The sequence below is a fragment of the Amycolatopsis sp. TNS106 genome (genome assembly GCF_019330265.1).
Classification (GTDB): domain Bacteria; phylum Actinomycetota; class Actinomycetes; order Mycobacteriales; family Pseudonocardiaceae; genus Amycolatopsis; species Amycolatopsis lurida.
Map to the genome: position 1 here is coordinate 6,825,987 of NZ_CP024972.1, position 22,410 is coordinate 6,848,396.

At 68.0% G+C, this 22,410-nt stretch carries 23 protein-coding genes; 15 read left to right on the plus strand and 8 right to left on the minus strand.

Going from position 1 to position 22,410, the window contains the following annotated elements:
* Positions 1 to 38 precede the first annotated feature (38 nt).
* Positions 39 to 998 carry a LysR family transcriptional regulator gene (locus CVV72_RS31405; RefSeq protein ID WP_219147418.1) on the plus strand — a complete coding sequence of 320 codons (960 nt, stop codon included), beginning with the start codon at positions 39 to 41 and terminating at the stop codon, positions 996 to 998.
* Here the strand turns inward: CVV72_RS31405 and CVV72_RS31410 are convergent.
* Positions 934 to 1,539, minus strand: coding sequence for a TetR/AcrR family transcriptional regulator (locus CVV72_RS31410; RefSeq protein ID WP_370641832.1), 606 nt, complete (start codon positions 1,537 to 1,539; stop codon positions 934 to 936). The two genes, CVV72_RS31405 and CVV72_RS31410, sit on opposite strands and share 65 nt — an antisense overlap.
* 58 nt (positions 1,540 to 1,597) lie before the next feature.
* Here CVV72_RS31410 and CVV72_RS31415 point away from each other — a divergent pair, with 58 nt between their 5' ends.
* Entirely contained in the window at positions 1,598 to 2,236 is a 639-nt protein-coding gene (locus CVV72_RS31415; protein ID WP_219147420.1) for a peroxiredoxin-like family protein, read from the plus strand.
* 161 nt (positions 2,237 to 2,397) lie between these two features.
* Here CVV72_RS31415 and leuA read toward each other — a convergent pair whose 3' ends face one another.
* Positions 2,398 to 4,155 (minus strand): 2-isopropylmalate synthase, encoded by a 1,758-nt coding sequence (gene leuA / locus CVV72_RS31420; RefSeq protein ID WP_219147422.1) that lies wholly within the window; start codon positions 4,153 to 4,155, stop codon positions 2,398 to 2,400.
* 244 nt (positions 4,156 to 4,399) lie between these two features.
* On the opposite strand from leuA, the gene CVV72_RS31425 reads away from it, so the two are divergent.
* Genes CVV72_RS31425 through CVV72_RS31435 form a run of 3 tightly spaced genes read left to right on the plus strand, consistent with a single transcriptional unit; the run spans position 4,400 to position 7,241 of the window.
* The gene (locus CVV72_RS31425; RefSeq protein WP_219147424.1) at positions 4,400 to 4,765 is read left to right on the plus strand and encodes a hypothetical protein; all 366 of its coding nucleotides are present in this window, start codon (positions 4,400 to 4,402) and stop codon (positions 4,763 to 4,765) included.
* A 23-nt stretch (positions 4,766 to 4,788) separates the two neighbouring features.
* Positions 4,789 to 5,394, plus strand: coding sequence for a chemotaxis protein CheB (locus tag CVV72_RS31430; protein ID WP_219147426.1), 606 nt, complete (start codon positions 4,789 to 4,791; stop codon positions 5,392 to 5,394).
* A complete protein-coding gene (locus CVV72_RS31435) occupies positions 5,391 to 7,241 on the plus strand; it encodes a CheR family methyltransferase (protein WP_219147428.1) in 1,851 nt (616 codons plus the stop codon). The genes CVV72_RS31430 and CVV72_RS31435 overlap by 4 nt, the downstream gene beginning before the upstream one ends.
* Position 7,242: 1 nt before the next feature.
* On the opposite strand, the gene CVV72_RS31440 is transcribed toward CVV72_RS31435, so the two are convergent.
* The gene (locus CVV72_RS31440; RefSeq protein WP_255632314.1) at positions 7,243 to 7,578 is read right to left on the minus strand and encodes an ANTAR domain-containing protein; all 336 of its coding nucleotides are present in this window, start codon (positions 7,576 to 7,578) and stop codon (positions 7,243 to 7,245) included.
* Positions 7,579 to 7,732: 154 nt separating this feature from the next.
* On the opposite strand from CVV72_RS31440, the gene CVV72_RS41785 reads away from it, so the two are divergent.
* The gene (locus tag CVV72_RS41785; RefSeq protein ID WP_255632315.1) at positions 7,733 to 8,059 is read left to right on the plus strand and encodes an ANTAR domain-containing protein; all 327 of its coding nucleotides are present in this window, start codon (positions 7,733 to 7,735) and stop codon (positions 8,057 to 8,059) included.
* Here CVV72_RS41785 and CVV72_RS31450 read toward each other — a convergent pair.
* Together CVV72_RS31450 and CVV72_RS31455 are read right to left on the minus strand one after the other, a co-directional pair.
* Positions 8,052 to 8,645 (minus strand): hypothetical protein, encoded by a 594-nt coding sequence (locus tag CVV72_RS31450; protein ID WP_255632316.1) that lies wholly within the window; start codon positions 8,643 to 8,645, stop codon positions 8,052 to 8,054. The genes CVV72_RS41785 and CVV72_RS31450 overlap by 8 nt on opposite strands.
* Before the next feature lie 9 nt (positions 8,646 to 8,654).
* Positions 8,655 to 9,494 (minus strand): helix-turn-helix transcriptional regulator, encoded by an 840-nt coding sequence (locus CVV72_RS31455; protein WP_219147432.1) that lies wholly within the window; start codon positions 9,492 to 9,494, stop codon positions 8,655 to 8,657.
* A gap of 103 nt (positions 9,495 to 9,597) precedes the next feature.
* On the opposite strand from CVV72_RS31455, the gene CVV72_RS31460 reads away from it, so the two are divergent.
* Positions 9,598 to 11,058 carry an MFS transporter gene (locus tag CVV72_RS31460; protein WP_219147434.1) on the plus strand — a complete coding sequence of 487 codons (1,461 nt, stop codon included), beginning with the start codon at positions 9,598 to 9,600 and terminating at the stop codon, positions 11,056 to 11,058.
* Here the strand turns inward: CVV72_RS31460 and CVV72_RS31465 are convergent.
* Positions 11,019 to 11,615 (minus strand): nitroreductase family protein, encoded by a 597-nt coding sequence (locus CVV72_RS31465; RefSeq protein WP_219147436.1) that lies wholly within the window; start codon positions 11,613 to 11,615, stop codon positions 11,019 to 11,021. The genes CVV72_RS31460 and CVV72_RS31465 overlap by 40 nt on opposite strands.
* 227 nt (positions 11,616 to 11,842) lie before the next feature.
* Here CVV72_RS31465 and CVV72_RS31470 point away from each other — a divergent pair, with 227 nt between their 5' ends.
* The 4 genes from CVV72_RS31470 to CVV72_RS31485 all read left to right on the plus strand — a co-directional run bounded on the left by CVV72_RS31470 (position 11,843) and on the right by CVV72_RS31485 (position 15,931).
* Positions 11,843 to 13,108: an aspartate kinase gene (locus tag CVV72_RS31470; protein ID WP_034314653.1), complete on the plus strand. Its 1,266-nt coding sequence runs from the start codon at positions 11,843 to 11,845 to the stop codon at positions 13,106 to 13,108.
* Positions 13,108 to 14,148, plus strand: a complete 1,041-nt coding sequence (locus tag CVV72_RS31475; protein ID WP_219147438.1) for an aspartate-semialdehyde dehydrogenase — start codon at positions 13,108 to 13,110, stop codon at positions 14,146 to 14,148. Before CVV72_RS31470 ends, CVV72_RS31475 begins: the two co-directional genes overlap by 1 nt.
* A 147-nt stretch (positions 14,149 to 14,295) precedes the next feature.
* Positions 14,296 to 15,486: an RtcB family protein gene (locus CVV72_RS31480; protein ID WP_219147440.1), complete on the plus strand. Its 1,191-nt coding sequence runs from the start codon at positions 14,296 to 14,298 to the stop codon at positions 15,484 to 15,486.
* Between the two features lie 73 nt (positions 15,487 to 15,559).
* Positions 15,560 to 15,931, plus strand: coding sequence for a hypothetical protein (locus CVV72_RS31485; protein WP_034314657.1), 372 nt, complete (start codon positions 15,560 to 15,562; stop codon positions 15,929 to 15,931).
* A gap of 73 nt (positions 15,932 to 16,004) precedes the next feature.
* Here CVV72_RS31485 and CVV72_RS31490 read toward each other — a convergent pair whose 3' ends face one another.
* Positions 16,005 to 17,147 (minus strand): MFS transporter, encoded by a 1,143-nt coding sequence (locus CVV72_RS31490; protein WP_219154252.1) that lies wholly within the window; start codon positions 17,145 to 17,147, stop codon positions 16,005 to 16,007.
* A 208-nt stretch (positions 17,148 to 17,355) separates the two neighbouring features.
* Between CVV72_RS31490 and CVV72_RS31495 the strand changes: the two genes are divergently transcribed.
* Positions 17,356 to 18,798 carry a catalase gene (locus CVV72_RS31495; RefSeq protein WP_219147442.1) on the plus strand — a complete coding sequence of 481 codons (1,443 nt, stop codon included), beginning with the start codon at positions 17,356 to 17,358 and terminating at the stop codon, positions 18,796 to 18,798.
* 432 nt (positions 18,799 to 19,230) lie between these two features.
* Positions 19,231 to 19,761, plus strand: coding sequence for a hypothetical protein (locus CVV72_RS31500; protein WP_219147444.1), 531 nt, complete (start codon positions 19,231 to 19,233; stop codon positions 19,759 to 19,761).
* Between the two features lie 283 nt (positions 19,762 to 20,044).
* On the opposite strand, the gene CVV72_RS31505 is transcribed toward CVV72_RS31500, so the two are convergent.
* The gene (locus tag CVV72_RS31505; protein WP_219147446.1) at positions 20,045 to 21,091 is read right to left on the minus strand and encodes an alpha/beta hydrolase; all 1,047 of its coding nucleotides are present in this window, start codon (positions 21,089 to 21,091) and stop codon (positions 20,045 to 20,047) included.
* Positions 21,092 to 21,238: 147 nt separating this feature from the next.
* Here CVV72_RS31505 and CVV72_RS31510 point away from each other — a divergent pair, with 147 nt between their 5' ends.
* The gene (locus tag CVV72_RS31510; RefSeq protein ID WP_219147448.1) at positions 21,239 to 21,814 is read left to right on the plus strand and encodes an NADPH-dependent FMN reductase; all 576 of its coding nucleotides are present in this window, start codon (positions 21,239 to 21,241) and stop codon (positions 21,812 to 21,814) included.
* A 138-nt stretch (positions 21,815 to 21,952) separates the two neighbouring features.
* Entirely contained in the window at positions 21,953 to 22,375 is a 423-nt protein-coding gene (locus CVV72_RS31515; protein WP_125679742.1) for an organic hydroperoxide resistance protein, read from the plus strand.
* The last annotated feature ends 35 nt before the right edge of the window (positions 22,376 to 22,410 follow it).

The following is a 22,410-nucleotide window of genomic DNA, read 5'->3' on the forward strand; positions in this document are numbered from 1 at the left end:
CAGCGATCGTTCAGTTCGGCTTCACATATGCTGGCGATATGGACATCGGCCGGTTGCGGACCCTGCGGGAATTCGCCGATCGCGGCAGCGTGACGGCGGCCGCGAAGGCGTTGCACTGCACGCCGTCCGCGGTTTCCCAGCAGCTGCGCGCCTTGCAGAGTGACGTCGGTCTCGCGTTGACCGAGCCTGCCGGCCGGGGCCTGCGGCTGACCGACGCGGGCCGCGCGCTGGTCGCCCGCGCGGACGACGTGCTCGCCGCGCTCGAGCGCGCGGAGTCCGAATTGGACACTTATCGGAGCGCCCCGCGTGGCAGCGTCCGGGTGGCGATCTTCCAGTCGGCCGGGCTGATGCTGCTGCCCGGGCTCCTGCACCGGACGGCGGAGTTCGACGGGCTGGACGTCATCGTGCGTGACGTCGACATGACCCCGCCGGAGGTTCCCGGGCTCGTCGCGGACTACGACATTGTGGTGGCGCACCGGGACGAGCACGCGCCCTCGCTCGGTTCGGATCGGCTGGAGACACGGCATCTGCTGCGTGAACCGCTCGACGTCGCGCTCCCCGCCGGGCATCGGCTCGCGAAGCGGCGCCGCATCGAGCTGGCCGAGCTGGCCGACGAACGCTGGATCAGCGTCAACTCCGGGTTCCCGGTGGACGACATCCTCCAGTCGCTGATCATCCGCACCGGGGTGCGCCCGCAGGTCGTCCAGCGCATCAACGACTTCCGCATCACCGAACGGCTCGTCGCCGCCGGGCACGGGATCGCGCTGCTGCCCCGGTACACAATGGACACTCGACGCGGCAGTGGCCTCGTCTGCCGCCCGCTCGCCGGGATCAAGGCGGCGCGGCACGTCGAGGCGGTCTACCGGCTCGGGGCGTCTTCCCGGCCGGCGGTGGCGAAGGTGCTCGACGCGCTCGCCGACGAGGTCGCGGTGCTCACGGGCGAGCGTGACTCTTCAGGTGGGCCAACGCGATCTGGAGCGCGTCGGCGATCGGCGTGACGTCATGGCGCAGGTGGGCCATCAGCAGGCCGCCCTGGACGCAGCTCATCGCGGCCTGCGCGAGCCTGGCCGGGTCGGCGTCCGCGGCGAGCTTTCCCTGTTCCCGCAACGATTCCAGTCCGCGCTGGAGATGTGACTCCCATTCGCGGTAAGCCTTGTCCAGCAGCGGCGCCATCTTGGGGTCGTCGCCGAGTTCGCCGGTGAGGTTGCCCAGCGGGCAGGCGATCGGTCCCTTGGGCGTGCTCTGGATGGCCAGGATCTCGCGGGCCCACTGGTCGAAATCGGCCCAGTCGTGCAGCTCGAAGATGGTCGGCTGATTGCCGAGGATGTTTTCGAGGAAGCGGACGATGACCGCCTCGACGAGCTGATCCTTGTTCTTGAAGTAGTGGTACATCTGCGATTTCCCGGCGCCGCTCGCCGCGAGCACCTTGTCGACGCTCGTCCCGGCGACGCCGTTGACGTACATCAGTTCCGCCGCCGCGTCGACGATCGCGTCCCTCGTCATCCGCCCCTGCGGGGTCTTCGCCGGTTGACCGCTCATGTACCGAATAGTACAGTCGGCCTCACTGTACCGATCAGTACAACCGAAGGAGCTGACGATGGGGGATCTCAACACCGACCTGGCCGAGCTGCGGGAATCCGTCGCGAGCCACGTCCCGGCCGAGGTCGCCGAGGTGCTCAAGGCCGACCGGGCGGCGTTCGTCGGGGTGGTCGCCGAGGCGGCCGCGAAACCGGGGACGGCGATGCCGAACCTCGCGCTGCCGGACGCCGGTGGCGAGCGTGTCCGGGTCGCGGACGGGCCCGCGGTCGTGGTGTTCTACCGCGGCGCGTGGTGTCCGTACTGCAACCTGGCTCTGCGCACGTATCAGCAGGAATTGGTGTCGGAGCTGGAGAACCTGGGCGTGAAGCTGGTGGCGGTCAGCCCGCAGCTCCCGGACGATTCCCTGTCCACGAAGGAGCTCGAGTTCACCGTGCTGTCCGATGTGGACAACGAGCTCGGCCGCGCGCTCGGCATCACGTTCCGGCTGGCTCCGGAGACGAAGCCGGCTTTCGACACGCTCATCGGCGACGTCGAGAAGATCAACGGGGTGGCGGAATGGGAGCTGCCCTATCCGACCGTCCTGGTCGTGGACGGCGAGGGCGTCATCCGGTACATCGACGTGCACCCGGACTACACCACGCGCACCGATCCGGCCGACATCCTGGCCGCCGTGAAAACAGCGATCACGCGTGCTTGAAGGCGTAACTCACGTGATTGGAGCCGTAACTCGCGAGATACGCCTTCAAGCACGCGAGTTACGGCTGTGATCACGCGAGTTACGACAAAGCCGGAAAAGCCGTGAAGGCCCCCTTCCCTACCCTCAAGGTAGTGAAGGAGGCCTTCACGGAACGCGGGAAACTACCGGTGAGCCCGGTTCACGGCCGAGACGACGGCCCGCAGCGAAGCGGTCACGATCGACGGGTCGATCCCGATGCCCCAGTACACCCGGTCGGAGATCGCGCACTCGATGTACGACGCGGCCCGCGCGTCGTCGCCCGGCGAGAGCGTGTGCTCGCTGTAGTCCAGCAGCCGCAAGTCGAAACCGACGGTCGACAGCGCGTCGAAGAACGCCGCGATCGGGCCGTTGCCGCGGCCGGTGACCTCGTGCTCGTCACCCTCGACCCGCACGGTGGCGGTGATGTCGTACTCACCGTCGCCGTTGTCCCTGACGTGCTGGCGAACCAGCTCCAGCGGCGTCTTCAGCTCCAGGTACTCGGCCGAGAACGCGTTCCACATCGTGGTCGGGTCGACCTCGCCGCCCTCGGTGTCGGTGTGACGCTGGACGACCTTCGAGAACTCGATCTGCAGGCGCCGCGGCAGGTCGAGCTGGTGCTCGGCCTTCATGATGTAGGCGACGCCGCCCTTGCCGGACTGCGAGTTCACCCGGATCACGGCCTCGTAGTTGCGGCCGATGTCCTTCGGGTCGATCGGCAGGTACGGGACCTCCCACGGGTGCTCGTCGATCGGCGTGCCCGCCTTGTCGGCGGCGGCCTTCATCGCGTCGAGGCCCTTGTTGATCGCGTCCTGGTGGCTGCCGGAGAACGCGGTGAACACCAGGTCGCCCGCCCACGGGCTGCGCTCGTGCACCGGCAGCTGGTTGCAGTACTCGACGGTCCGCTTGATCTCGTCCATGTCGGAGAAGTCGATCTGCGGGTCGACGCCCTGGCTGTACAGGTTCATGCCCAGCGCGACCAGGTCGACGTTGCCGGTGCGCTCGCCGTTGCCGAACAGGCAGCCTTCGATCCGGTCCGCGCCCGCCTGGAAGCCCAGTTCGGCGGCGGCGATACCGGTGCCGCGGTCGTTGTGCGGGTGCAGCGACAGGATCACCGAGTCGCGGCGCTCCAGGTTGCGGTGCATCCACTCGATCGAGTCGGCGTAGACGTTCGGCGACGCCATCTCGACTGTCGCGGGCAGGTTCAGGATCACCGGTTTCGCCGGTGTCGGCTGCCAGATCTCGGTGATGGTGTTGCAGACCTCGAGCGCGTATGACAGCTCGGTGCCGGTGTAGGACTCCGGCGAGTACTGGAACCGGAAGTCGGTGTCCGGCTGCTTCGCGGCGTAGTCGACGACCAGCTCAGCGGCCTGCGAAGCGATCTTCGTGATGCCGATGCGCTCCTCGCGGAACACGACGCGGCGCTGCAGGATCGAGGTCGAGTTGTAGATGTGGACGATCGCGCGCGGCGCGCCTTCTAGTGCCTTGAAGGTGCGCTCGATCAGCTCCGGACGGCACTGGGTCAGCACCTGGATGCTGACGTCGTCCGGGATGGCGCCTTCGTCGATGATCTCGCGGACGAAATCGAAGTCCGTCTGCGATGCCGCCGGGAAGCCGACCTCGATCTCCTTGTAGCCCATGCGGACCAGCAGGTCGAAGAACTTGCGCTTACGCGCGGGCGACATCGGGTCGATCAGGGCCTGATTGCCGTCACGCAGGTCGACCGCGCACCACAGCGGCGCGGTGTCGATGCGCTTGTCCGGCCAGGTGCGGTCGGGCAGCGAGATGTCCTCGACCAGGTCGTACCAGGGGCGATAGCGGTGCACGGGCATCGAAGTGCCGCGCTGGGTGTTCCACGAAGCCTGCTCGGAAGGGGCAGGACGGGTGGGCTTGCGGATGCTCATGAGGGGTCGGTTCTCCTGAAGAATCGGGTGCGACGACCGGCACCACGAAGCCCCGCGACGGGGAGCCGGTCCGATCAGGCCCCGTCGCGGCAGCGAAGCAGGAGAGCTCGAGCCACGACGTCACCTTAACCGCGAGATCTCTCGAAAGGAAACCCGGGCCGCGATCGAACCGTGACCACAGTGGCGCCCATTCGGGTTACTCGCGGGTAGCAATCGGACCAGGCGGCGTGCCACACTGCCCGGCATGGGCGAGCACGCTGAAGAGAAGGAAACCGCTGATCAGCCGACCAGACGCAAGGTCGACTGGCGCGCGGGCGGTGGTCGCGCGGCCGGAATACTGGCGAGCGTGGTCCGCTGGGTCGGCTTGATCTTCGCGGCCATCCTCGTGCTGCACGTCGTCTTCGTGATCGGCGAGGCGAACCCCGACAACGGCATCGTGTCGTTCGTCCGCGGCTGGGCCGACGGGCTGCTGCTCGGCTTCAAGGACCTCTTCATGCCCGAAGACGCCAAGCTCCGCGTGCTGATCAACTACGGTATCGCCGCGGTCTTCTGGATGGTGGTCACCGGGATCCTGGCCAAGATCATCCGCCGCGTCGGCGGTTCGGCCTAGCCCGGGAGCACTACGCTCGGAAGATGTCCGGCCTCAGCCGTCCTCGGGCGGCGCCTTACGAGATCGTCGCCATCGGATCTTCGGCGGGCGGAGTCAAGGCACTGCTCGCGGTGCTCGGTGCCCTGCCCGCCGATTTTCCCCTGCCCCTGGTCATCGTCCAGCACCTCGACCCGCGTCACGACACGATTCTCGCCGACATCCTCGACCGCCAGTCGAAGCTGCGGATCAAGCTGGCCGAGGCCGGGGAACGCCTCGAACCCGGCGTCGTCCACGTGGCACCGCCGGACCGTCATCTCCTGGTGGAACCCGGCGGGACGCTCAGCCTGTCGACGGTGGACAAGGTCAAATTCGTCCGGCCGTCGGCCGACCTGCTCTTCGAATCCGTCGCCGCCGTCTACGGCCCGGCGGCGCTCGCCTGCGTCCTGACCGGGACGGGGACCGACGGGGCCGTGGGCGCGGGAATGGTGAAGGCGCGGGGCGGTACCGTCCTCTCCGAGGATCCGGAGACCGCCGAATTCAAGGGTATGCCCCAGGCCGTGCTGAAGTCCGTGTCGGTCGATCTGGTGCTCCCGTTGGACGAGATCGCCGCGGCGCTCGTCGGCCTGGTCGAGGGAACGAGGACGTTATGAGCACGCCGGACGGCGAAATCGGCCACGGTGAGGACCTCGAAGACCTCCTCACCTTCATCAGGGATTCCCGAGGTTTCGATTTCACCGGCTACAAACGGACTTCGCTGGCCCGCCGGATCCAGAAGCGGATGCAGACCGTGAACATCGACGGGTACGCCGAATACCGGGATTTCCTGGAGATCAACGCCGAGGAGTTCCCGCAGCTCTTCAACACCATCCTGATCAACGTCACCGGCTTTTTCCGCGACCCCGAAGCCTGGACGTTCCTGCAGAAGACCGTCGTGCCCGAACTCGTCGCGAAGGTGCCGCCCCACGAAGAGATCCGGATCTGGAGCGCCGGTTGTTCGAGCGGCGAGGAGGCCTATTCCCTCGCGATGATCTTCGCGGAACAGCTAGGCGTCGAGGAGGCCACCCGGCGGGTCAAGATCTACGGGACCGACGTCGACGAGGAAGCCTTGCGCGAGGCGAGGACGGGACTGTATTCGTCGAAGTCGCTGGAGCGGCTGCCGGAGGAGCTGAAGAAGAAGTATTTCGAGCCGAGTGGGAATCTGTTCGCGTTCCGGCGAGACCTTCGCCGCCGGGTGATCTTCGGCAGGCACGACATCACGCGCGACGCCCCCATCTCCCGGGTGGATCTGCTCGCCTGCCGCAACACCCTCATGTACTTCAACGTCGAGGCGCAGGCGAAGATCATCGAACGCTTCCATTTCGCGCTGAACGAAGGTGGCCACCTGTTCCTGGGGAAGGCCGAAATGCTGCTTTCCGACGGTGTCCGGTTCGATGTCGCCGACATCCGGAACCGGGTGTTCAAACCGCGGACGGGCGGTACCACCGGGCGTCCTGGCCGATTCGACGTCCGGGCGGGGGCGGGGGTGCGGGACGCCAATCGGCGGCGCCACGTGAGCGAACTCGCCTTGGCGTCCTCGCCCGATTCGGTACTGGGCATCGATCGTGATGGCACGGTCGCCCTGATCAACGGTTCGGCGAGGCTGCACTTCGGGCTTTCCTCGCACGACGTGGGCAGGCCGTTCCACGACCTGGAGATTTCCTACCGGCCGATCGAACTCCGGTCCGTGGTCGACCAGGCGCACAACGAACGCCGCAGCATCCGGGTCGATTCCGTGCGACGGCAGAAGACCACCGAAGAGACCCAGTACTTCGACATCATCGTTCGGCCCCTGCTCACCATCGACGGCGAGGACATCGGCGCCGCGATCACCTTCGTCGACACCACCGAGGCCACCAGGCTCCAGCATGAGGTGAAACGCGTGCAGGAAGACCTGGCCACGGCCTACGCGGAACTCCAATCGACGAACGCCGAACTCGAGACCGTCAACGAGGAACTCCAGTCCAGCATCGAAGAACTCGAGACGACCAACGAGGAACTCCAGTCCACGAACGAGGAACTCGAGACCACCAACGAGGAACTCCAGTCAGGCAACGAGGAACTCGAAACGATGAACGAGGAGATGCGCATCCGCACCGCGGAACTGGACGAGACGCGCATGTTCTTCGAAGGAGTCCTGTCCAGCATCGAAGCCGGGATGGTCGTTTTGGACGGCGATCTCCGGGTGCGCAGCTGGAACCGCGGCGCGGAGGACCTCTGGGGACTGCGGGCCGAAGAAGTGCGCATGGAGGAGTTCTTCACCCTCGACTTCGGCCTGCCGACCGGCGGCTTCCGCGACGTCGTCGGCCTTTGCAACGAGACCGGGCAACGCGCCAGCCAGGTCGAGATCGACGCGGTGGACCGGAAAGGCAGGCGGCTCGTCGCCGTGGTCAGTTGCTCGCCGTTGAGCGGACCGGGTGGCGGGGTCGTCCTGATGATGGAGCGGCGCCTGCGCGAGTGATTCAGCGCCGGGAGCCGGTGCGTTTCGCGCGGTGGGAAACCGAGCCGACCAGATCGGACGCCGACATATGGCGGTCGACCAGCAGTTCGCACAACTCGCTGAGCCTGCGGTTGTTCGCGCGCGCGTAGTGCCGCAACACGCGGAACGCGTCGGACGGGTCGATCTCCAGCCGAGCGGAGACCAGGCCTTTCGCCTGTTCGATGATCACCCGGCTGTCCAGTGCGCCTTGAAGTTGCTCGGAGGTCCTGGTCAGGCCGGTGATCGCGCGGTGGTTGAGCATGCCGATCGTCGCCACGTCGACGAGCGCGACCGCGAGCCGCAGGTCGGCGACCGGCAAGGGCGCGGTTTCCGCGTGTCGGGGCGAGCCTCTGCGACCGGGGGTCTGCGTCGAGCGCGACCTCGTGAGCCGATGGCCCCAGTTCGGTCCCGCTGTGCGGGAAGTCGGGGTACGGGCGGTGATTTCCGCTCGGCTGAGCGTGGCGGGAGCACCGATGGGCACCCTCACCGCGTACCGGTCCGAGCCCGAACCGGGTATCGAGATCGCCCGTTCCCTTGAAAGCCTGGCCGAGGTGCTGACCACCACCGCGCTGAACCCGGAGGTGCGGCTCGACGGCGAAGACGGGCTCCCCGTGCATCCGCTGTTCGGTGACATCGATCTCCGGGTCGTGGTGCACCAGGCCACGGGGGTGGTGATGGCCGGCCGCGACTGCACGGCCTCGGACGCGCTGGCCCTGATCCGCGCGCATGCCTTCGCGCGGGACCTGAGCGTCACCGAGCTGGCCCAAGCCATCGTGGCCAGGACGTACCGGCTCAGCTGACGCCGAGCCGTTCGAAGGCCTCGACGGCGGCTTTCGGGTCGTCCGCCTGGAACTTGACGACGCGGACGGTCTCGGTCGCGCCGAGCGGCCGGGTCACCGTGATCGGCTCGCGCAGTTCGACGACCAGGTTCGTCTCGTAGAAGTTGTCGTGGCTGACCCAGGTTCCGTCGCGAAAGGCCTTCGCCTTGAGGGGATCGTGGCTTTCCTCGACGTGCCGCAGGCCGACCACGTTCTCTCGCGGGATCCGCACGTCGTAGAAGGAGCTGTAGCGCACCCGCACCTCACGCGACGAGATCACGTGCGGCCGGACGACGGTGCCGGCGTAGACCCCGAACACCAGCAGCGCCGAGTACACGCCGAGGGCGAGCAGCAGGATGTCGACGACGAGGCCGAAGTCGATCAGCCAGAGGAGACCCGCTTCGACGGCGCTCACCACCGCGAACACGATGAAGATCGACTTGCCGTTCGCGCCATACGGCACCGCGACGGCGTCCCCGTCGATTCCGTCCTGCCGGCGCCTGAGATAGAGCCAGAGTCCGGCCATCGTGCGGGATTCGTTGCGGAGAACGCTCCGAAATGCCCCCATGTCTCCAGGTTAGCGATCGAAGTGGGTCAGGATCTTCAGCGCGTCGGCGGATCCCGGATCCTTCGGCGTGTAGATCTCCAGCCGGTGGTCGGGACTGTCGGGCTGGAGCCACACCTGATAGTCGACGCTCACCGCACCGACGGTGGGGTGCCGCAGATGCATGGGCCCGACGGTGCAGTCGGCGACGTCGCCGGTCGCCCACAGGGTCGCGAATTCGTCGCTGCGCATCGAAAGTTCGCCGATGAGCGCGGCAAGGCGGGCGTCGGTGGGATACCGGCCCGCGGTCAACCGCAGGTAGGCGACGTGGATCGGCGCGAGTTCGGCCCGGTTCCGGTGCAGCTCGCGGGTCAGCGGGTCGAGGAAGAACATGCGAGGCAGCGAAGGCCGCCGTTCGGGATCCTTCGGCGCGTCGAAATCGAGGTGTTCGGCCATGAGCGTGTGGCCGGCGTGGTTCCACGCGAGCACATCGCCGCGACGGCCGAAGACGAGGGCAGGCACGGCCTCGCCGAGGTTCTCCAGCAGCGCGAGCACCCGCGGATGCGGGTCTTCGGGGCCGGGGTCGGACAGTTTCGGGAGCGACGGCTGCCGCGCGAGGTTGTGCAGATGGCCGGTCTCGACGTCGTCGAGCCGGAGCGCGCGGGCGAGCGCGTCGAGCACCTGCCGTGAAGCGGTTTCGGCCAGTCCTTGCTCCAGCCGTGTGTAGTACCCGGCGCTCACCCCGGCGAGCTGGGCGAGTTCCTCGCGGCGCAGGCCCGGCACGCGGCGCGAAGTCCCGTAGGTGCGCAGGCCGATCTCGGCTGGCGTCACCCGGTCACGACGGCTCTTGAGGTACACGCCGAGGCTTTCCATGACTCCGAGCCTAAATTCTCCGCGCGTCGCGTGGGTGTACCTGCCGGGTGTACCCACGGCGCGGGGATGGCTGCTGTCCCGAAGCCGGTAGAGCGTCGAAGGCATGACACGACAGCACAACCGGGCCTGGTTCGGCCTGCTGGTGATCCTCTGCCCGGTGTTCCTGGTCTCCATGGACGGCTCGATCCTGTTCCTCGCGATGCCCAGGATCAGCCAGGCGCTCACCCCCACGGCCGATCAGGCGTTGTGGATCCTCGACGTCTACGGCTTCGCCGTCGGCTCGCTGCTGATCGCGTTCGGCAACATCGGCGACCGGTACGGACGGCTCAAGCTGCTGATGATCGGCGCCGCCGTGTTCGGCATCGGTTCGGCGGGCGCGGCGTTCGCCCCGAACCCGGAACTGCTCATCGTGTTCCGTGCCCTGATGGGGCTGGCGGGAGCGACTCTCCTGCCGTCCGCGCTGGCGGTGCTGAGCGAGCTCTTCCCCGACGCGCGACGCCGGGCGCGGGCCATCGGGATCTTCGCGGCCGCGTTCGCCGCCGGTTTCGCGATCGGCCCGGTCGTCGGCGGGGTCCTGCTGGAACGGTTCGCGTGGGGCTCGGTCTTCCTGGTCAACCTGCCGGTGATCGCGGTGTTCCTGGCGCTCGCGCCGGTACTGCTGCGGGAGGTGCGGGCCACCGGGAAGGGGCGTGTCGACGTGCTGAGCGTCGCGCTCTCCGCCACCGGGCTCCTGCTCGCGATCTACGGGATCAAGCACGCGGCCGCCGGCGGACCGTCCGTCACCGCGGTCTCCGCCGCGATCGCCGGGGCCGGGCTGCTGGTGTGGTTCGCCCGGCGCCAGCGAGGTCTGGAGTACCCGTTGATCGAGTTCTCCCTGTTCCGCGACCGCGTCTTCACGATCGCGATCGTCACCGGGCTGCTGCCACTGGCGGCGTGGTCGGCGGCGGCGTACCTATCGGGGATCCACCTGCAGTCCGTGCTCGGCCTGCCCGTCCTGCACGCGGCGTTGCTGGCGCTGCCCGGCGCGGCCGTGCTCACGATCATGTGCGTCCTCACGCCCGCGCTGGTCGACCGGATCGGCGCACGCGCGGCATTGATCGCCTGCCCCTTCTCCATCGCCGCCGGGCTCGCGCTGCTGCTCATGACCGGGGTCACGGGCGGGGCGGGCTGGTACGTCGCGTCGACGGTGGTCGCCGGTGCCGGCTACGGCATCTCGTTCAGCCTGGTGGCGGACACGGCCGTCGCCGCGGTGCCCGCCGAACGAGCGGGAGCGGCGGGCGCGATCGCCGAAACGAGCAACGAGATCGGCAACGCGCTCGGGATCGCGCTCATGGGTTCGCTCGCCGCGCTGGTGTTCCGGCTGGCGGGCCCGGATCTCGCGCCGACACTCGGTGAGACCCTGGAGATCGCGCCGGCGGCCGCCCTTGACGCGAAGGGTGCCTTCGTCGCGGGCCTCCACATCGCCGTCGCGGTGCTGAGCCTGCTGCACGTCGGGCTCGGGATCCTCGCCCTGCGCTGGCTCCCTCAGCCGTCGAAAGCGCTCGTGCCCCAAGCGTCGGCGTAGGCGAATTCAGCCAGCGGAACTCGTTCGCGCGGCGCCTTCTCGCGCTCGATGCGCCAGTCCTCTTCGAGCACCGACGGGTCCGCGGGCGAGCCGACGGCGATGGCGACCTTGGGGACGACGTCGTCGGGGAGGCCGAAGAAGTCCTTCGCCGCCTCGGCGGAGAAGCCCGCCATCTGGTGCGCGATCAGGCCGAGGTCGACGGCCTGGAGCACGAGGTTCTCGCTCGCCAGCCCCAGCCCGTACTCGGCGTACGGGACTTCGCCCTTCTCGTTCGTGGTGACCATCACGCCGATCAGCAGCAGCCCGGCGCGATGGGCCCACGCGCGGTTGCCCGAGTTGAGCGTCGAGAGGATGCGGTCGAACGACGGCGTGCCCCGCAGGCCGACCAGGTAGCGGGCCGGCTGGGTGTTGCCGAACGACGGCGCCCAGCGGGCCGCTTCGAGCAGCGCGCGGAGCTGGTCTTCGGTGACGATCGCTGACTCGTCGTAGGCGCGCGGGCTCCACCTCGCGGCCAGGAGCGGCGCGATCGGGGTACTCGTTTCGGCGGGTTTGTCCACGGCCGGACCCTAACAAGGCGTGCTCTCCGTCACTAAAGTGAAAGCCCTCCGACTATTTCGTTGGTGTTAAGGAAGATTTACTTCCAGGAGTCCTCGAAGTGGTGGTCAGGACCACTTACGAGGGTGGCGAGCGCGCGTCACCCCGGTAGGCTTTCGCCCAAATAAGGGACGCGGGGGCTCCTCGGTGCCCACCAGGAGCACGCCCGGCCCGTCGAGGAGGTTCGGGCGTGGCCCTCGTGGTCCAGAAGTACGGCGGTTCGTCGCTGGAAAGTGCCGACCGGATCAAACGCGTCGCGGAACGCATCGTCGCCACCAAGAAGGCGGGCAACGACGTGGTCGTCGTCTGCTCCGCCATGGGCGACACGACCGACGAACTGCTCGACCTGGCGCAGCAGGTCAACCCGGCGCCGCCGGAACGCGAGATGGACATGCTGCTCACCGCGGGTGAGCGCATCTCCAACTCCCTGGTGGCGATGGCGATTTCGGCGCAGGGCGCGGAGGCCTGGTCGTTCACCGGCTCGCAGGCCGGCGTGGTGACGACGTCGGTGCACGGCAACGCGCGGATCATCGACGTCAGCCCCAGCCGCGTGACGGAGGCTCTCGACCAGGGCTACATCGCGCTGGTGGCGGGTTTCCAGGGCGTGTCGCAGGACACCAAGGACATCACCACCCTCGGCCGCGGGGGTTCGGACACCACCGCCGTCGCGCTGGCCGCCGCGCTGAACGCCGACGTCTGCGAGATCTATTCCGATGTGGACGGTGTGTACACCGCCGACCCCCGGGTCGTGTCGGACGCGCGCAAGCTCGACACCATCGCCTACGAGGAGATGCTGGAGCTGGCGGCGAGCGGGTCGAAGATCCTGCACCTGCGCTCGGTGGAGTACGCGCGCCGCTACGGCGTCCCGATCCGAGTCCGTTCTTCCTACAGTGACAAGCCGGGCACCACGGTGACCGGTTCTATCGAGGAGATCCCCGTGGAACAAGCGTTGATCACCGGTGTGGCGCACGACCGCTCCGAAGCCAAGATCACGGTGACCGGCGTGCCCGACACGACCGGTGCCGCCGCCCGGATCTTCCGCGTGATCGCCGACAACGAGATCGACATCGACATGGTGCTGCAGAACGTGTCCAGCACCTCGTCCGGCCGCACCGACATCACCTTCACGCTGTCGAAGGCCAACGGGGCCAAGGCCGTGCAGTCGCTGGAGAAGATCAAGGACGAGATCGGCTTCGAGTCGGTCCTCTACGACGACCACGTCGGCAAGGTGTCGCTCGTCGGCGCGGGGATGCGTTCGCACCCCGGTGTCACGGCGACGTTCTGCGAAGCGCTCGCGCAGGCGGGCGTCAACATCGAAATCATCAACACCTCGGAGATCCGGATCTCGGTGCTGATCCGGGACGCGCAGCTCGACGACGCGGTGCGCGCGATCCACGAGGCGTTCGAACTCGGCGGCGACGAAGAAGCCGTCGTCTACGCGGGGAGTGGTCGCTGATGTCGGAAGGTTTGCGGGTAGGCGTGGTCGGGGCGACCGGTCAGGTCGGCGGCGTGATGCGCCGTCTGCTGGCCGAACGGGGTTTCCCGGTCGCCGAAATGCGGTACTTCGCCTCGGCGCGGTCCGCCGGTTCGAAGCTTCCTTGGCGTGACGGGGAGATCGTCATCGAGGACGCGACGACCGCGGATCCGTCCGGTTTGGACATCGCGCTCTTCTCGGCCGGTGGCGCGACCTCCAAGGCGCAGGCGGAGCGGTTCGCCGCCGCCGGTGCCACGGTCATCGACAACTCGTCGGCGTGGCGGATGGACCCGGATGTCCCGCTGATCGTCAGTGAGGTCAACCCGGAGGCGGTCAAGGAGGCGCGCAAGGGGATCATCGCGAACCCCAACTGCACCACCATGGCCGCGATGCCGGTGCTCAAGCCGCTGCACGCCGAAGCGGGCCTGGTGCGGCTGGTCGCCAGCACCTACCAGGCCGTGTCCGGCAGCGGGCTCGCCGGCGTGGAGGAGCTGGAAGGCCAGCTCGCCGCCGCGGCGGCGAACGCGGGCGCGCTGACCCACGACGGCTCGGCGGTGGCCTTCCCCGAGCCGAAGAAGTACGCGCGCCCCATCGCGCACAACGTCCTCCCGCTGGCCGGGTCCATTGTGGACGATGGTGAGTTCGAGACGGACGAGGAGAAGAAGTTCCGCAACGAGAGCCGCAAGATCCTGAGCATCCCGGAGCTGCTGGTCTCGTGCACCTGCGTGCGGGTGCCGGTGTTCGCCGGGCACTCGATCTCGATCAACGCCGAGTTCTCGCAGCCGCTTTCGGTCGCCCGCGCGACCGAACTGCTGACCGGCGCCCCCGGCGTGGAGCTGTCGGACATCCCGACGCCGCTGCAGGCCGCCGGCCAGGACCCGTCGTACGTCGGGCGCCTGCGGACGGACCCGGGTGTCGACGGCGGCCGCGGTCTGGTGCTGTTCGTGTCGAACGACAACCTGCGGAAGGGCGCGGCGCTCAACGCCGTGCAGATCGCGGAACTGGTCGCCGCGAACTCCTGACGCTCTCCCGCAATCAGTCACCTACTTGCCCCCGAGCGTGGTCAGGCGCCGGAAGGCGTCCAGGCAAGTAGGTGACTAATTGCGTTGTGGGGCGCCTTCGGCCGGTGCATGCTCTGTGGCGACAAACGTTTCCACGAAGGGAAAATCATGTACACGGCGGTCGAAGGCTCGCGGGTTCCGATCCGGATGTGGGCAGACCCCACATCGGTCGAGGACCAAGCCATGCGACAGCTGCACAACGTCGCCAACCTGCCGTGGGTGCACGGCGTCGCGGTCATGCCCGACGTCCACTACGGCAAGGGCGCGACCGTCGGCAGCGTGATCGCGATGCGCGACGCGGTGTCCCCGGCCGCCGTCGGCGTGGACATCGGCTGCGGGATGAGCGCGGTACGGACCTCGCTCACCGCCGCCGATCTGCCCGACGACCTCCTGAAGCTCCGCCGCCGGATCGAATCGGCCGTCCCGGTCGGGTTCGGCCTGCACAAGACCCCGGTGAACCCGGCGAAGGTGCACGGTGTCGGTGGCTGGGACGCGTTCTGGAAGTCCTTCGGCGAGCTGCATCCCGGTGTCCAGGACCTGCACGACCGCGCGTCGCGCCAGATCGGGAGCCTCGGTGGCGGCAACCACTTCATCGAGGTCTGCCTCGAACAGGGCGGCGAGGACGAAGGCCGCGTGTGGCTGATGCTGCACTCCGGTTCCCGCAACATCGGCAAGGAACTCGCGGAACGGCATATGGCCGTCGCGCGGAAGCTGCCGCACAACGCGGACCTGCCGGATCCGGACCTCGCGGTGTTCGTCGCGGGCACGCCCGAAATGCAGGCGTACCGGCGCGACCTGTTCTGGGCGCAGGACTACGCGGCGCGCAACCGCGCCACCATGGTCGCGCTCGTGAAGCAGGCGCTGAAGGACGTCGTGCCGCAGACGACGTTCGACGACGCGATCAGTTGCCACCATAATTACGTCGCCGAAGAGACCTACGACGGCGTCGACCTTCTGGTGACCCGCAAGGGCGCGATCCGCGCGGGTTCGGGTGATCTCGGGATCATCCCGGGCAGCATGGGCACCGGTTCGTACATCGTGCGCGGCCTCGGGAACGAGTCGTCCTTCCGGTCCGCGTCGCACGGGGCGGGCCGCCGGATGTCGCGGAACAAGGCGAAGAAGCTGTACACCGCCGAGGACCTCGCCGCGCAGACCGCCGGCGTGGAATGCCGCAAGGACTCCGGTGTGGTGGACGAGATCCCGGCCGCGTACAAGGACATCGAAACGGTGATCAAGGCGCAGACGGATCTCGTCGAGGTGGTCGCGCACCTCAAGCAGGTCGTCTGTGTGAAGGGCTGAATTACCGGGCGGTTCGTGGGTGGTGGCCGGGGGAACCCGACATACCACCCACGTTCTCGCTACTGTGGTTCTCATGAAGAGGTTGGGAATCGCGGCGCTCCTGGCGGCCGCCGGGCTCGCGCTGGCGGGCTGCAGCGAGGTCACGAACGCGGTCGATCAGACGAACAAGGCGGCGACGAAGGTCAGCGCCTGCGCCGAGGCCCTCAGCCTCGCCGACCTCAATCCGGACCCGGCGACGCTCAAGGAGCGCGCCGCGGACAAGGAGAAGCGCCTGCGTGAGCTGGCGGGCAGCGTCGGCGAGCAGAACGTGGCGGGTGCGCTCACCGGCATGGCCGACTCGTACCTGCAGGTGCAGAAGGAGAACATCCAGGACGCGGGCAAGGTCGCGGACTGGACCAAGCGCAACCTCGAACAGCTGGAAGCCCTCCGGAAGGTCTGCGCCTAGCCCGGCATCATCCCCTAGCGCGTGAAGGCCCCCTTCCCTCGGCTCAGCCGAGGGAAGGGGGCCTTCACGCGCATCAGGAGGAAGTGAGCGCGGGCACCTGGGCCGGGGTGTGGGAGCGGCGCCAGAACAGGCCGACCGAGGCGATCGCCAGCGCTCCCAGCGCCGAAGCCGCGAAGCCCCAGCCGGGGCTGGAGTGGTCGATCGCGAATCCGATGACCGGGCTCCCGATCGCCAGCCCGATCCGGCTGGCCGCGTCCAGCAGGCCCATCGCCTCCCCTCGCACGCGGGCGGGCGCGGCGGCGCTGACGGTCTCCGTGCTCGCCGCGAGCGTCGGCGCGCACAGCACGTTGCTCGGGAAGAGCACGATGGCCAGCAGCCACCACGGCTCCGAGATCAGCCCGACCGGCAGGGTCAGCACCGCGAGCAGCAGCATCAGCGTGCCCTGCGAAAGCGACCGCCGGACCGCGCCGTGGATCGCCCCGCCGAGGACCGACGCGACGCACATCAGCGTGATCAGCAGCCCGGACCAGGCGATGTCACCGCTCGCGCGCAGCGTCGCCAGCGCGGCGAGCTCCATGCCGACCAGGCAGAACAGCGCGCCCGCGGCGATGAACATCGCCATCACGAGCCGTCCGGTGAGCCAGCTCCGCACGGACGGCCGCTCCCCGGTGAACACCTCGGCGTCGGCCTCGGCGCGGATCGGCGGGTTCTGCCGGTAGATCAGCGTCGCCGAAATCGCGAAGCAGACCCCGATCCCGGTGAGCGCGTAGACCGCGGGCAGCTGCGTGATCGCCATGATCCCGGCCGACGGCCCGATCATGAACGACGCCTCCACCAGGATCGTGTCCAGCGAGTAGGCCGCCCGCCGTTGTTCGAGCGGTACGAGCGCGGTGAGCACCAGTCGCGCGAGCGTCCCGGCGGGCACCGACAGGACACCGGCGGGGAGCGCGACCACGAGCAGCACCTGATACGGCAGATGCGGCGCGCTGATCCAGAACGTCGACGAGGCCAGCCCGCAGATCGCGACCACCGGCCGCAGCCCGTAGCGGTCGACGTACCGGCCGACGAGCGGTGCCCCGATCGCGCTGCCGAGGGTGGTGGCGGCGCCGACCAGCCCGGCCGCGCCGTAGCCGCGGCCAAGGTCGTTGACCACGTACAGCGTCATCGTCACGCCCATGGCCGTCATCGGGAGGCGGGCCAGGAACATCAGCAGCATCGAGCTGGGAACTCCGGGCACGGCTAACACACGACGATACGGAGCGAGGGCCATACGTCCGATGAGAACGTAACCTGGTACGCGCGTGCAAGTTTTTTTCGCGAGGCCCGGGTCACCCGGTCCGGGGTGCTTTCTTGACTGATTCCAGATTAGGCGAGAGGGTGGGGGAGGACCGACCGCTCACCACCACGAACCAGGAGGCATCGGCGTGACCCTGCCGACCACGAACAACGTGGGCATCCCCGTCGCGAGCGACAACGATTCCCTGACCGTAGGCGCCAACGGCCCGATCCTGCTCCAGGACCACTACCTGATCGAGAAGAACGCCCAGTTCAACCGTGAGCGGGTGCCGGAACGCGTCGTCCACGCCAAGGGCGGCGGCGCGCACGGCTTCCTCGAGGTCACGGAGGACGTCAGCCAGTTCACGAAGGCCGCGCTGTTCCAGCCGGGTGTGCGCACCGAGAGCCTGGCCCGGTTCTCCTCGGTCGCCGGTGAGAACGGTTCGCCCGACACGTGGCGCGACCCGCGCGGCTTCGCGGTGAAGTTCTACACCTCCGAGGGCAACTACGACCTCGTCGGCAACAACACCCCGGTGTTCTTCATCCGCGATCCGATCAAGTTCCCCGACTTCATCCACTCGCAGAAGCGCCGCGCCGACAACCACCTGCGCGACCACGACATCCAGTGGGACTTCTGGACGCTGCGGCCCGAGTCCGCGCACCAGGTCACCTGGCTGATGGGCGACCGCGGCATCCCGTCGAACTGGCGTGAGATGGACGGTTTCGGCTCGCACACCTATCTGTGGGAGAACGCGGGCGGTGAGAAGTTCTGGGTCAAGTACCACTTCAAGACCGACCAGGGCATCGGCTACCTCTCGCAGGCCGACGCGGACCGGATAGCCGGCGAGGACTCGGACTACTACATCCGCGACCTGTTCAAGAACATCAAGCAGGGCAACCATCCCAGCTGGACGCTGTACGTCCAGGTGATGCCCTACGCCGAGGCCGCGGACTACCGCTTCAACCCGTTCGACCTGACCAAGGTGTGGCCGAAGGGCGACTACCCGCTGATCAAGGTCGGCCGCTGGGTGCTCGACCGTAATCCGGCGAACTACTTCGCGGAGATCGAGCAGGCCGCGTTCGAGCCGTCCAATTTGGTGCCGGGCATCGGCCCGTCGCCGGACAAGATGCTGCAGGGCCGCCTGTTCGCGTATCCGGACGCCCACCGCTACCGGATCGGCGCGAACTACACGCAGCTGCCGGTCAACGCGCCGAAGTCCCAGGTGAACAGCTACTCGCGCGACGGCGCGATGCGCTACAACAACCCGGGCGACCCGGTGTACGCGCCGAACTCCTACGGCGGTCCGCACGCGAACGCGGAGATCGCCGCCGAGACCGCTTCGGGCTACGGCGTCGAGGACGAGGTCATCCGGTCGGCGTACAAGCTCCACGCCGAGGACGACGACTTCGGCCAGCCGGGCACGCTCGTCCGCGACGTGATGGACGACGCGCAGCGCGAGCGGCTCGCGAGCAACATCATCGGCCACGCCTCGAACGACGTCTCGCGCCCGGTGCTCGAGCGTGTCTTCGAGTACTGGCGGAACGTCGACAAGGACCTCGGCGACAAGGTCGCGGACGCTTTCCGCGAGTAATGACCTCTTTCGAGAGGCTGCTCCCACCACGGAACGCCCCCGGTGCGCGCACCGGGGGCGTTCCCATGTCCCCACTCGCATGTGAAACCAGAAGTGGGCGTGGCGTGCGTGGGGGACAACCCGAGTGGAGCAGTGCGACACGCCTGTCCGACGGAGTGATCAAGCCAAACGATCACCGTTTACACCGCTGTGGGTGAACGAGCCGCACCACCGTGTCGATCGGTCACGGGTGGTCATAAAACGGCGGGAAAAGGATGATCTTCAGGGGGAAGCACAAGATTTCGACGTTAATCAATTGCGGGGGTCTTCTCCGGGAATGAATCCGGCACGTAAGGGTTAGAAAAGTGTTCCAACCGGTGATCGGGTGGTGTTCGGCCGATACGGCGGGTATCGATTTACCTCGTCAGGTCCCAGAGGCCAGGAGGTAAGGGAATGAAAGGCAACATTGCCCGGACGATTGCCGCGGTCGCCGCAGGCAGTCTGTTGGCGGTGGCCTCAGCCGGCGCCGCTACGGCTAGCACCGATGGTGGGAAGGGCTCGTCCAACACACAGGCGCTCGCCGCGCAGGTGCTGCAGATGCGAGACGGCCTCACCAAGGTGGCCTACGCCGGCGACGTCGCCAAGACGCGGGCGGACTTGGACAAGCTCAGCCCCGTCCTCGGTGACATCGCCGCGGGCAAGCGCTACCAGATCCAGACCGAAACCCAGAAGCTCGGCGACCTGGCCCAGGGTCGTTCCGTCGAGTCCAGCAGGCTGCTGGCCGACCCGACGGCGAAGGCGCGACAGCTGCCGCCGCTGCCGGTGCCGATCCCCTCGCTTCCGGACCTTCCCGGACCGCTGAAGATCGTCAGCGACCTGGTGAAAGCCCTGCTGACGGCTGTGACCGGCATCCTCGCGGGCCTGCTCGGCGGACTCCCTGTCCCGCCGCTGCCGGTCCCGCCCGTACCGCTTCCCACGCCGTGACATCGCCGCGCGCTGACGGAAACCTTTCGCAGGGCGCGGGAGCGAGGCCCGCTCACGCAGGCAGGTAGGGGCGCCCTACGAAAGGTTTCCGTGGCCTCCGGCCAAAGAGGCGCGCGGTGAAGTCTCTCTTCGCGCTGACGCGCTACCGAGAGACAGTCGTTGGGTCGGCCGAGAGCGGTCGAGTTGATCGAGAATCGTCAGGTTCCGCCGTGCAGGGCGGCGGGCCACGATATGGGGGCCGGAGCCCGAGTGGGGACATTTCTCCTCACTCGGGCTCTGGCTTTCACTTCGGCGCGAGACCCAGCCGCAGGGCTCCCGCCGCTTCGGCCGTCGCCTCGCGGAACCGCCGTCCGACGCCGAGGAAGTTGATGTACCCGTGAATCAGGTCCGGCTGGCGGCTGAGCGCCACCGGGACACCGGCCTTCCGCAATTTCTCCGCGTACGCCTCGCCCTCGTCGCGCAGCGGATCGAAACCCGCCGTCGCGATATACGCGGGCGGCAGTCCGGAAACGTCACCGTGCAACGGCGACAGTTTCGGGTTGTACAGATCGGTGCCCTTCGGCACGTAATGCCCTTCGAACCAGGTCATATCCGAATCGGTGAGGAACAGGTCCTCGGCGAACAATTCCCGGGAGCGGCGCCGCACGGTGAAATCGGTCGCCGGATAGAACAGCAGCTGGAACGCAGGGATCCCGCCGCCGCGTTTGACCGCCTGCTGCGCCGTCACCGCGGCGAGATTCCCACCCGCGCTGTCACCGCCGACGGCGATGCGCGCCGGGTCGGCACCCAGGTCCCGCGCTTTCGCGAAGGCGTACTCGAACGCCGCGATCGCGTCTTCGGTGGCGCCGGGGAACCGTGTCTCCGGCGCGAGCCGGTACTCCACCGAAAGAACCCGCACGCCCGCCTGTTTCGCCAGGTAGCGGACGGTGTTGTCATGGGAGACGCGGCTGCCGACCACCCAGCCGCCACCGTGGAAGAACACCAGCAGCCCGGAGGGATCCGGTAGCCCGGCGGGGGTGTAGAGCGTGGCGGGCACGTCGCCGTCACCCGTGGGGATGAGCAGTTCCCTGGTGGCGACCGGTTCGATCGTCGGCCCGCTGACCAGATGCCTGCTCGCCAGGAGCATGGTGCGCGACTCTTCGACGGTTCCCCGCACCAGCGACGCTTTCGCCAGCTTCTGCAGGCGGAGCAGGAGCTGGGCGTCCAGCGCGAGTTCCTGTCCGTCCAAGCGGAGGGGCGGTCCCGCGATGGCCCGTCTGACCGGCTTCGGGAGCCAGAACGCCAGCTGCGAAAACGCGGCCTCGGCACGGATCTGGAGCGGTATCGCCATGCTTCCTCCTGGGGGCTTCCCGCCAGGTTACTTTCGAGTAGGTATGCCGTCCAGCGGGACCGGGGCCGTTGCGGCGAACGGGTGTGATGCAGGCCTCCGTTCCAGATCCTGGTCCTCCACTTAAGTAGAGGGGTTAGCCTCGAAAGCGTGACTTCGACGAACGCGGTGCATGTCCTCGGTATCGGCGGCTCCCTCCGGGAGGGCTCGCAATCCGAGCGTGCGCTGCGCATCGCGCTCGGCGCCGCGGCCGAAACCGGAGTCACCACGGAGCTGATCGCCGGACCCGAGCTGGTGCTGCCGTTCTACGACACCGCGTTGGACGAGCGGCACGAGCGGGCCACCCGGCTGGTCGAAGCGATCCGTCGCGCCGACGGGATCGTCGTCGTCTCGCCCGGCTACCACGGCGCGCTGTCCGGCCTGGTCAAAAACGCCCTGGACTACGTCGAAGACCTGCGCGACGATGCCCGCCCGTACCTCGACGGCCGCGCGGTCGGCCTCGCCGCCGTCGCGTACGGCTGGCAGGCGGCGGTCACCACGCTGGAGCAGCTGCGCACGATCACGCACGCGCTGCGCGGCTGGGCCACCCCTTTGGGTGGTTCGATCAACACCGCGGAGACCAAGTTCGACGAAGCCGGCGGCGCCTCGGACGAGAAGAGCGTCCGCACGCTTCGCCTGATCGGCACCCAGGTCGCCGAGTTCGCGCTGAGTCGCGCTGGTCACTAATCGTTTGCTCCGGTCTTCGTCCGGGTAGTTCCCGGACGTGATGCCTGCCATGGGGTGGCAAGGTTTCGCGGTTGCGGGACGTTGACACCGAAGAGACGCTCAACGGGGCGTGTCTTGAGACCAGGAGGTAGGCGAAGAATGGCTGAGGCTCTGTACACCGCTGTGGCCACCGCTCGCGGCGACGGCCGCAACGGTGAGGTCACGTCCTCTGACGGCGTCATCGACGAGTCGTTGGCGATCCCGAAGGAGATGGGCGGGCCGGGCGGGGACAAGACCAACCCCGAGCAGCTCTTCGCCGCCGGGTATTCCGCCTGTTTCCACTCCGCGTTGCAGCTCGTCGCGCGCCAGGCGAAGGTGACGCTGAACGGCTCCACCGTGACCGCCGAGGTCAGCGTGCTCAAGCAGGGCGAGGGCTTCGGTCTCGGCGTGGCACTCAACGTTTCGCTGCCCGGCCTGGAGCAGGCGCAGGCCGATCAGCTCGTCGAGCAGGCGCACCAGGTGTGCCCCTACTCGAACGCGACCCGCGGCAACATCGAGGTCGCGCTGTCCGCGACGGTCTGATCCCGGCCGCGGCAGGTCCATTCCCGAACCGACTG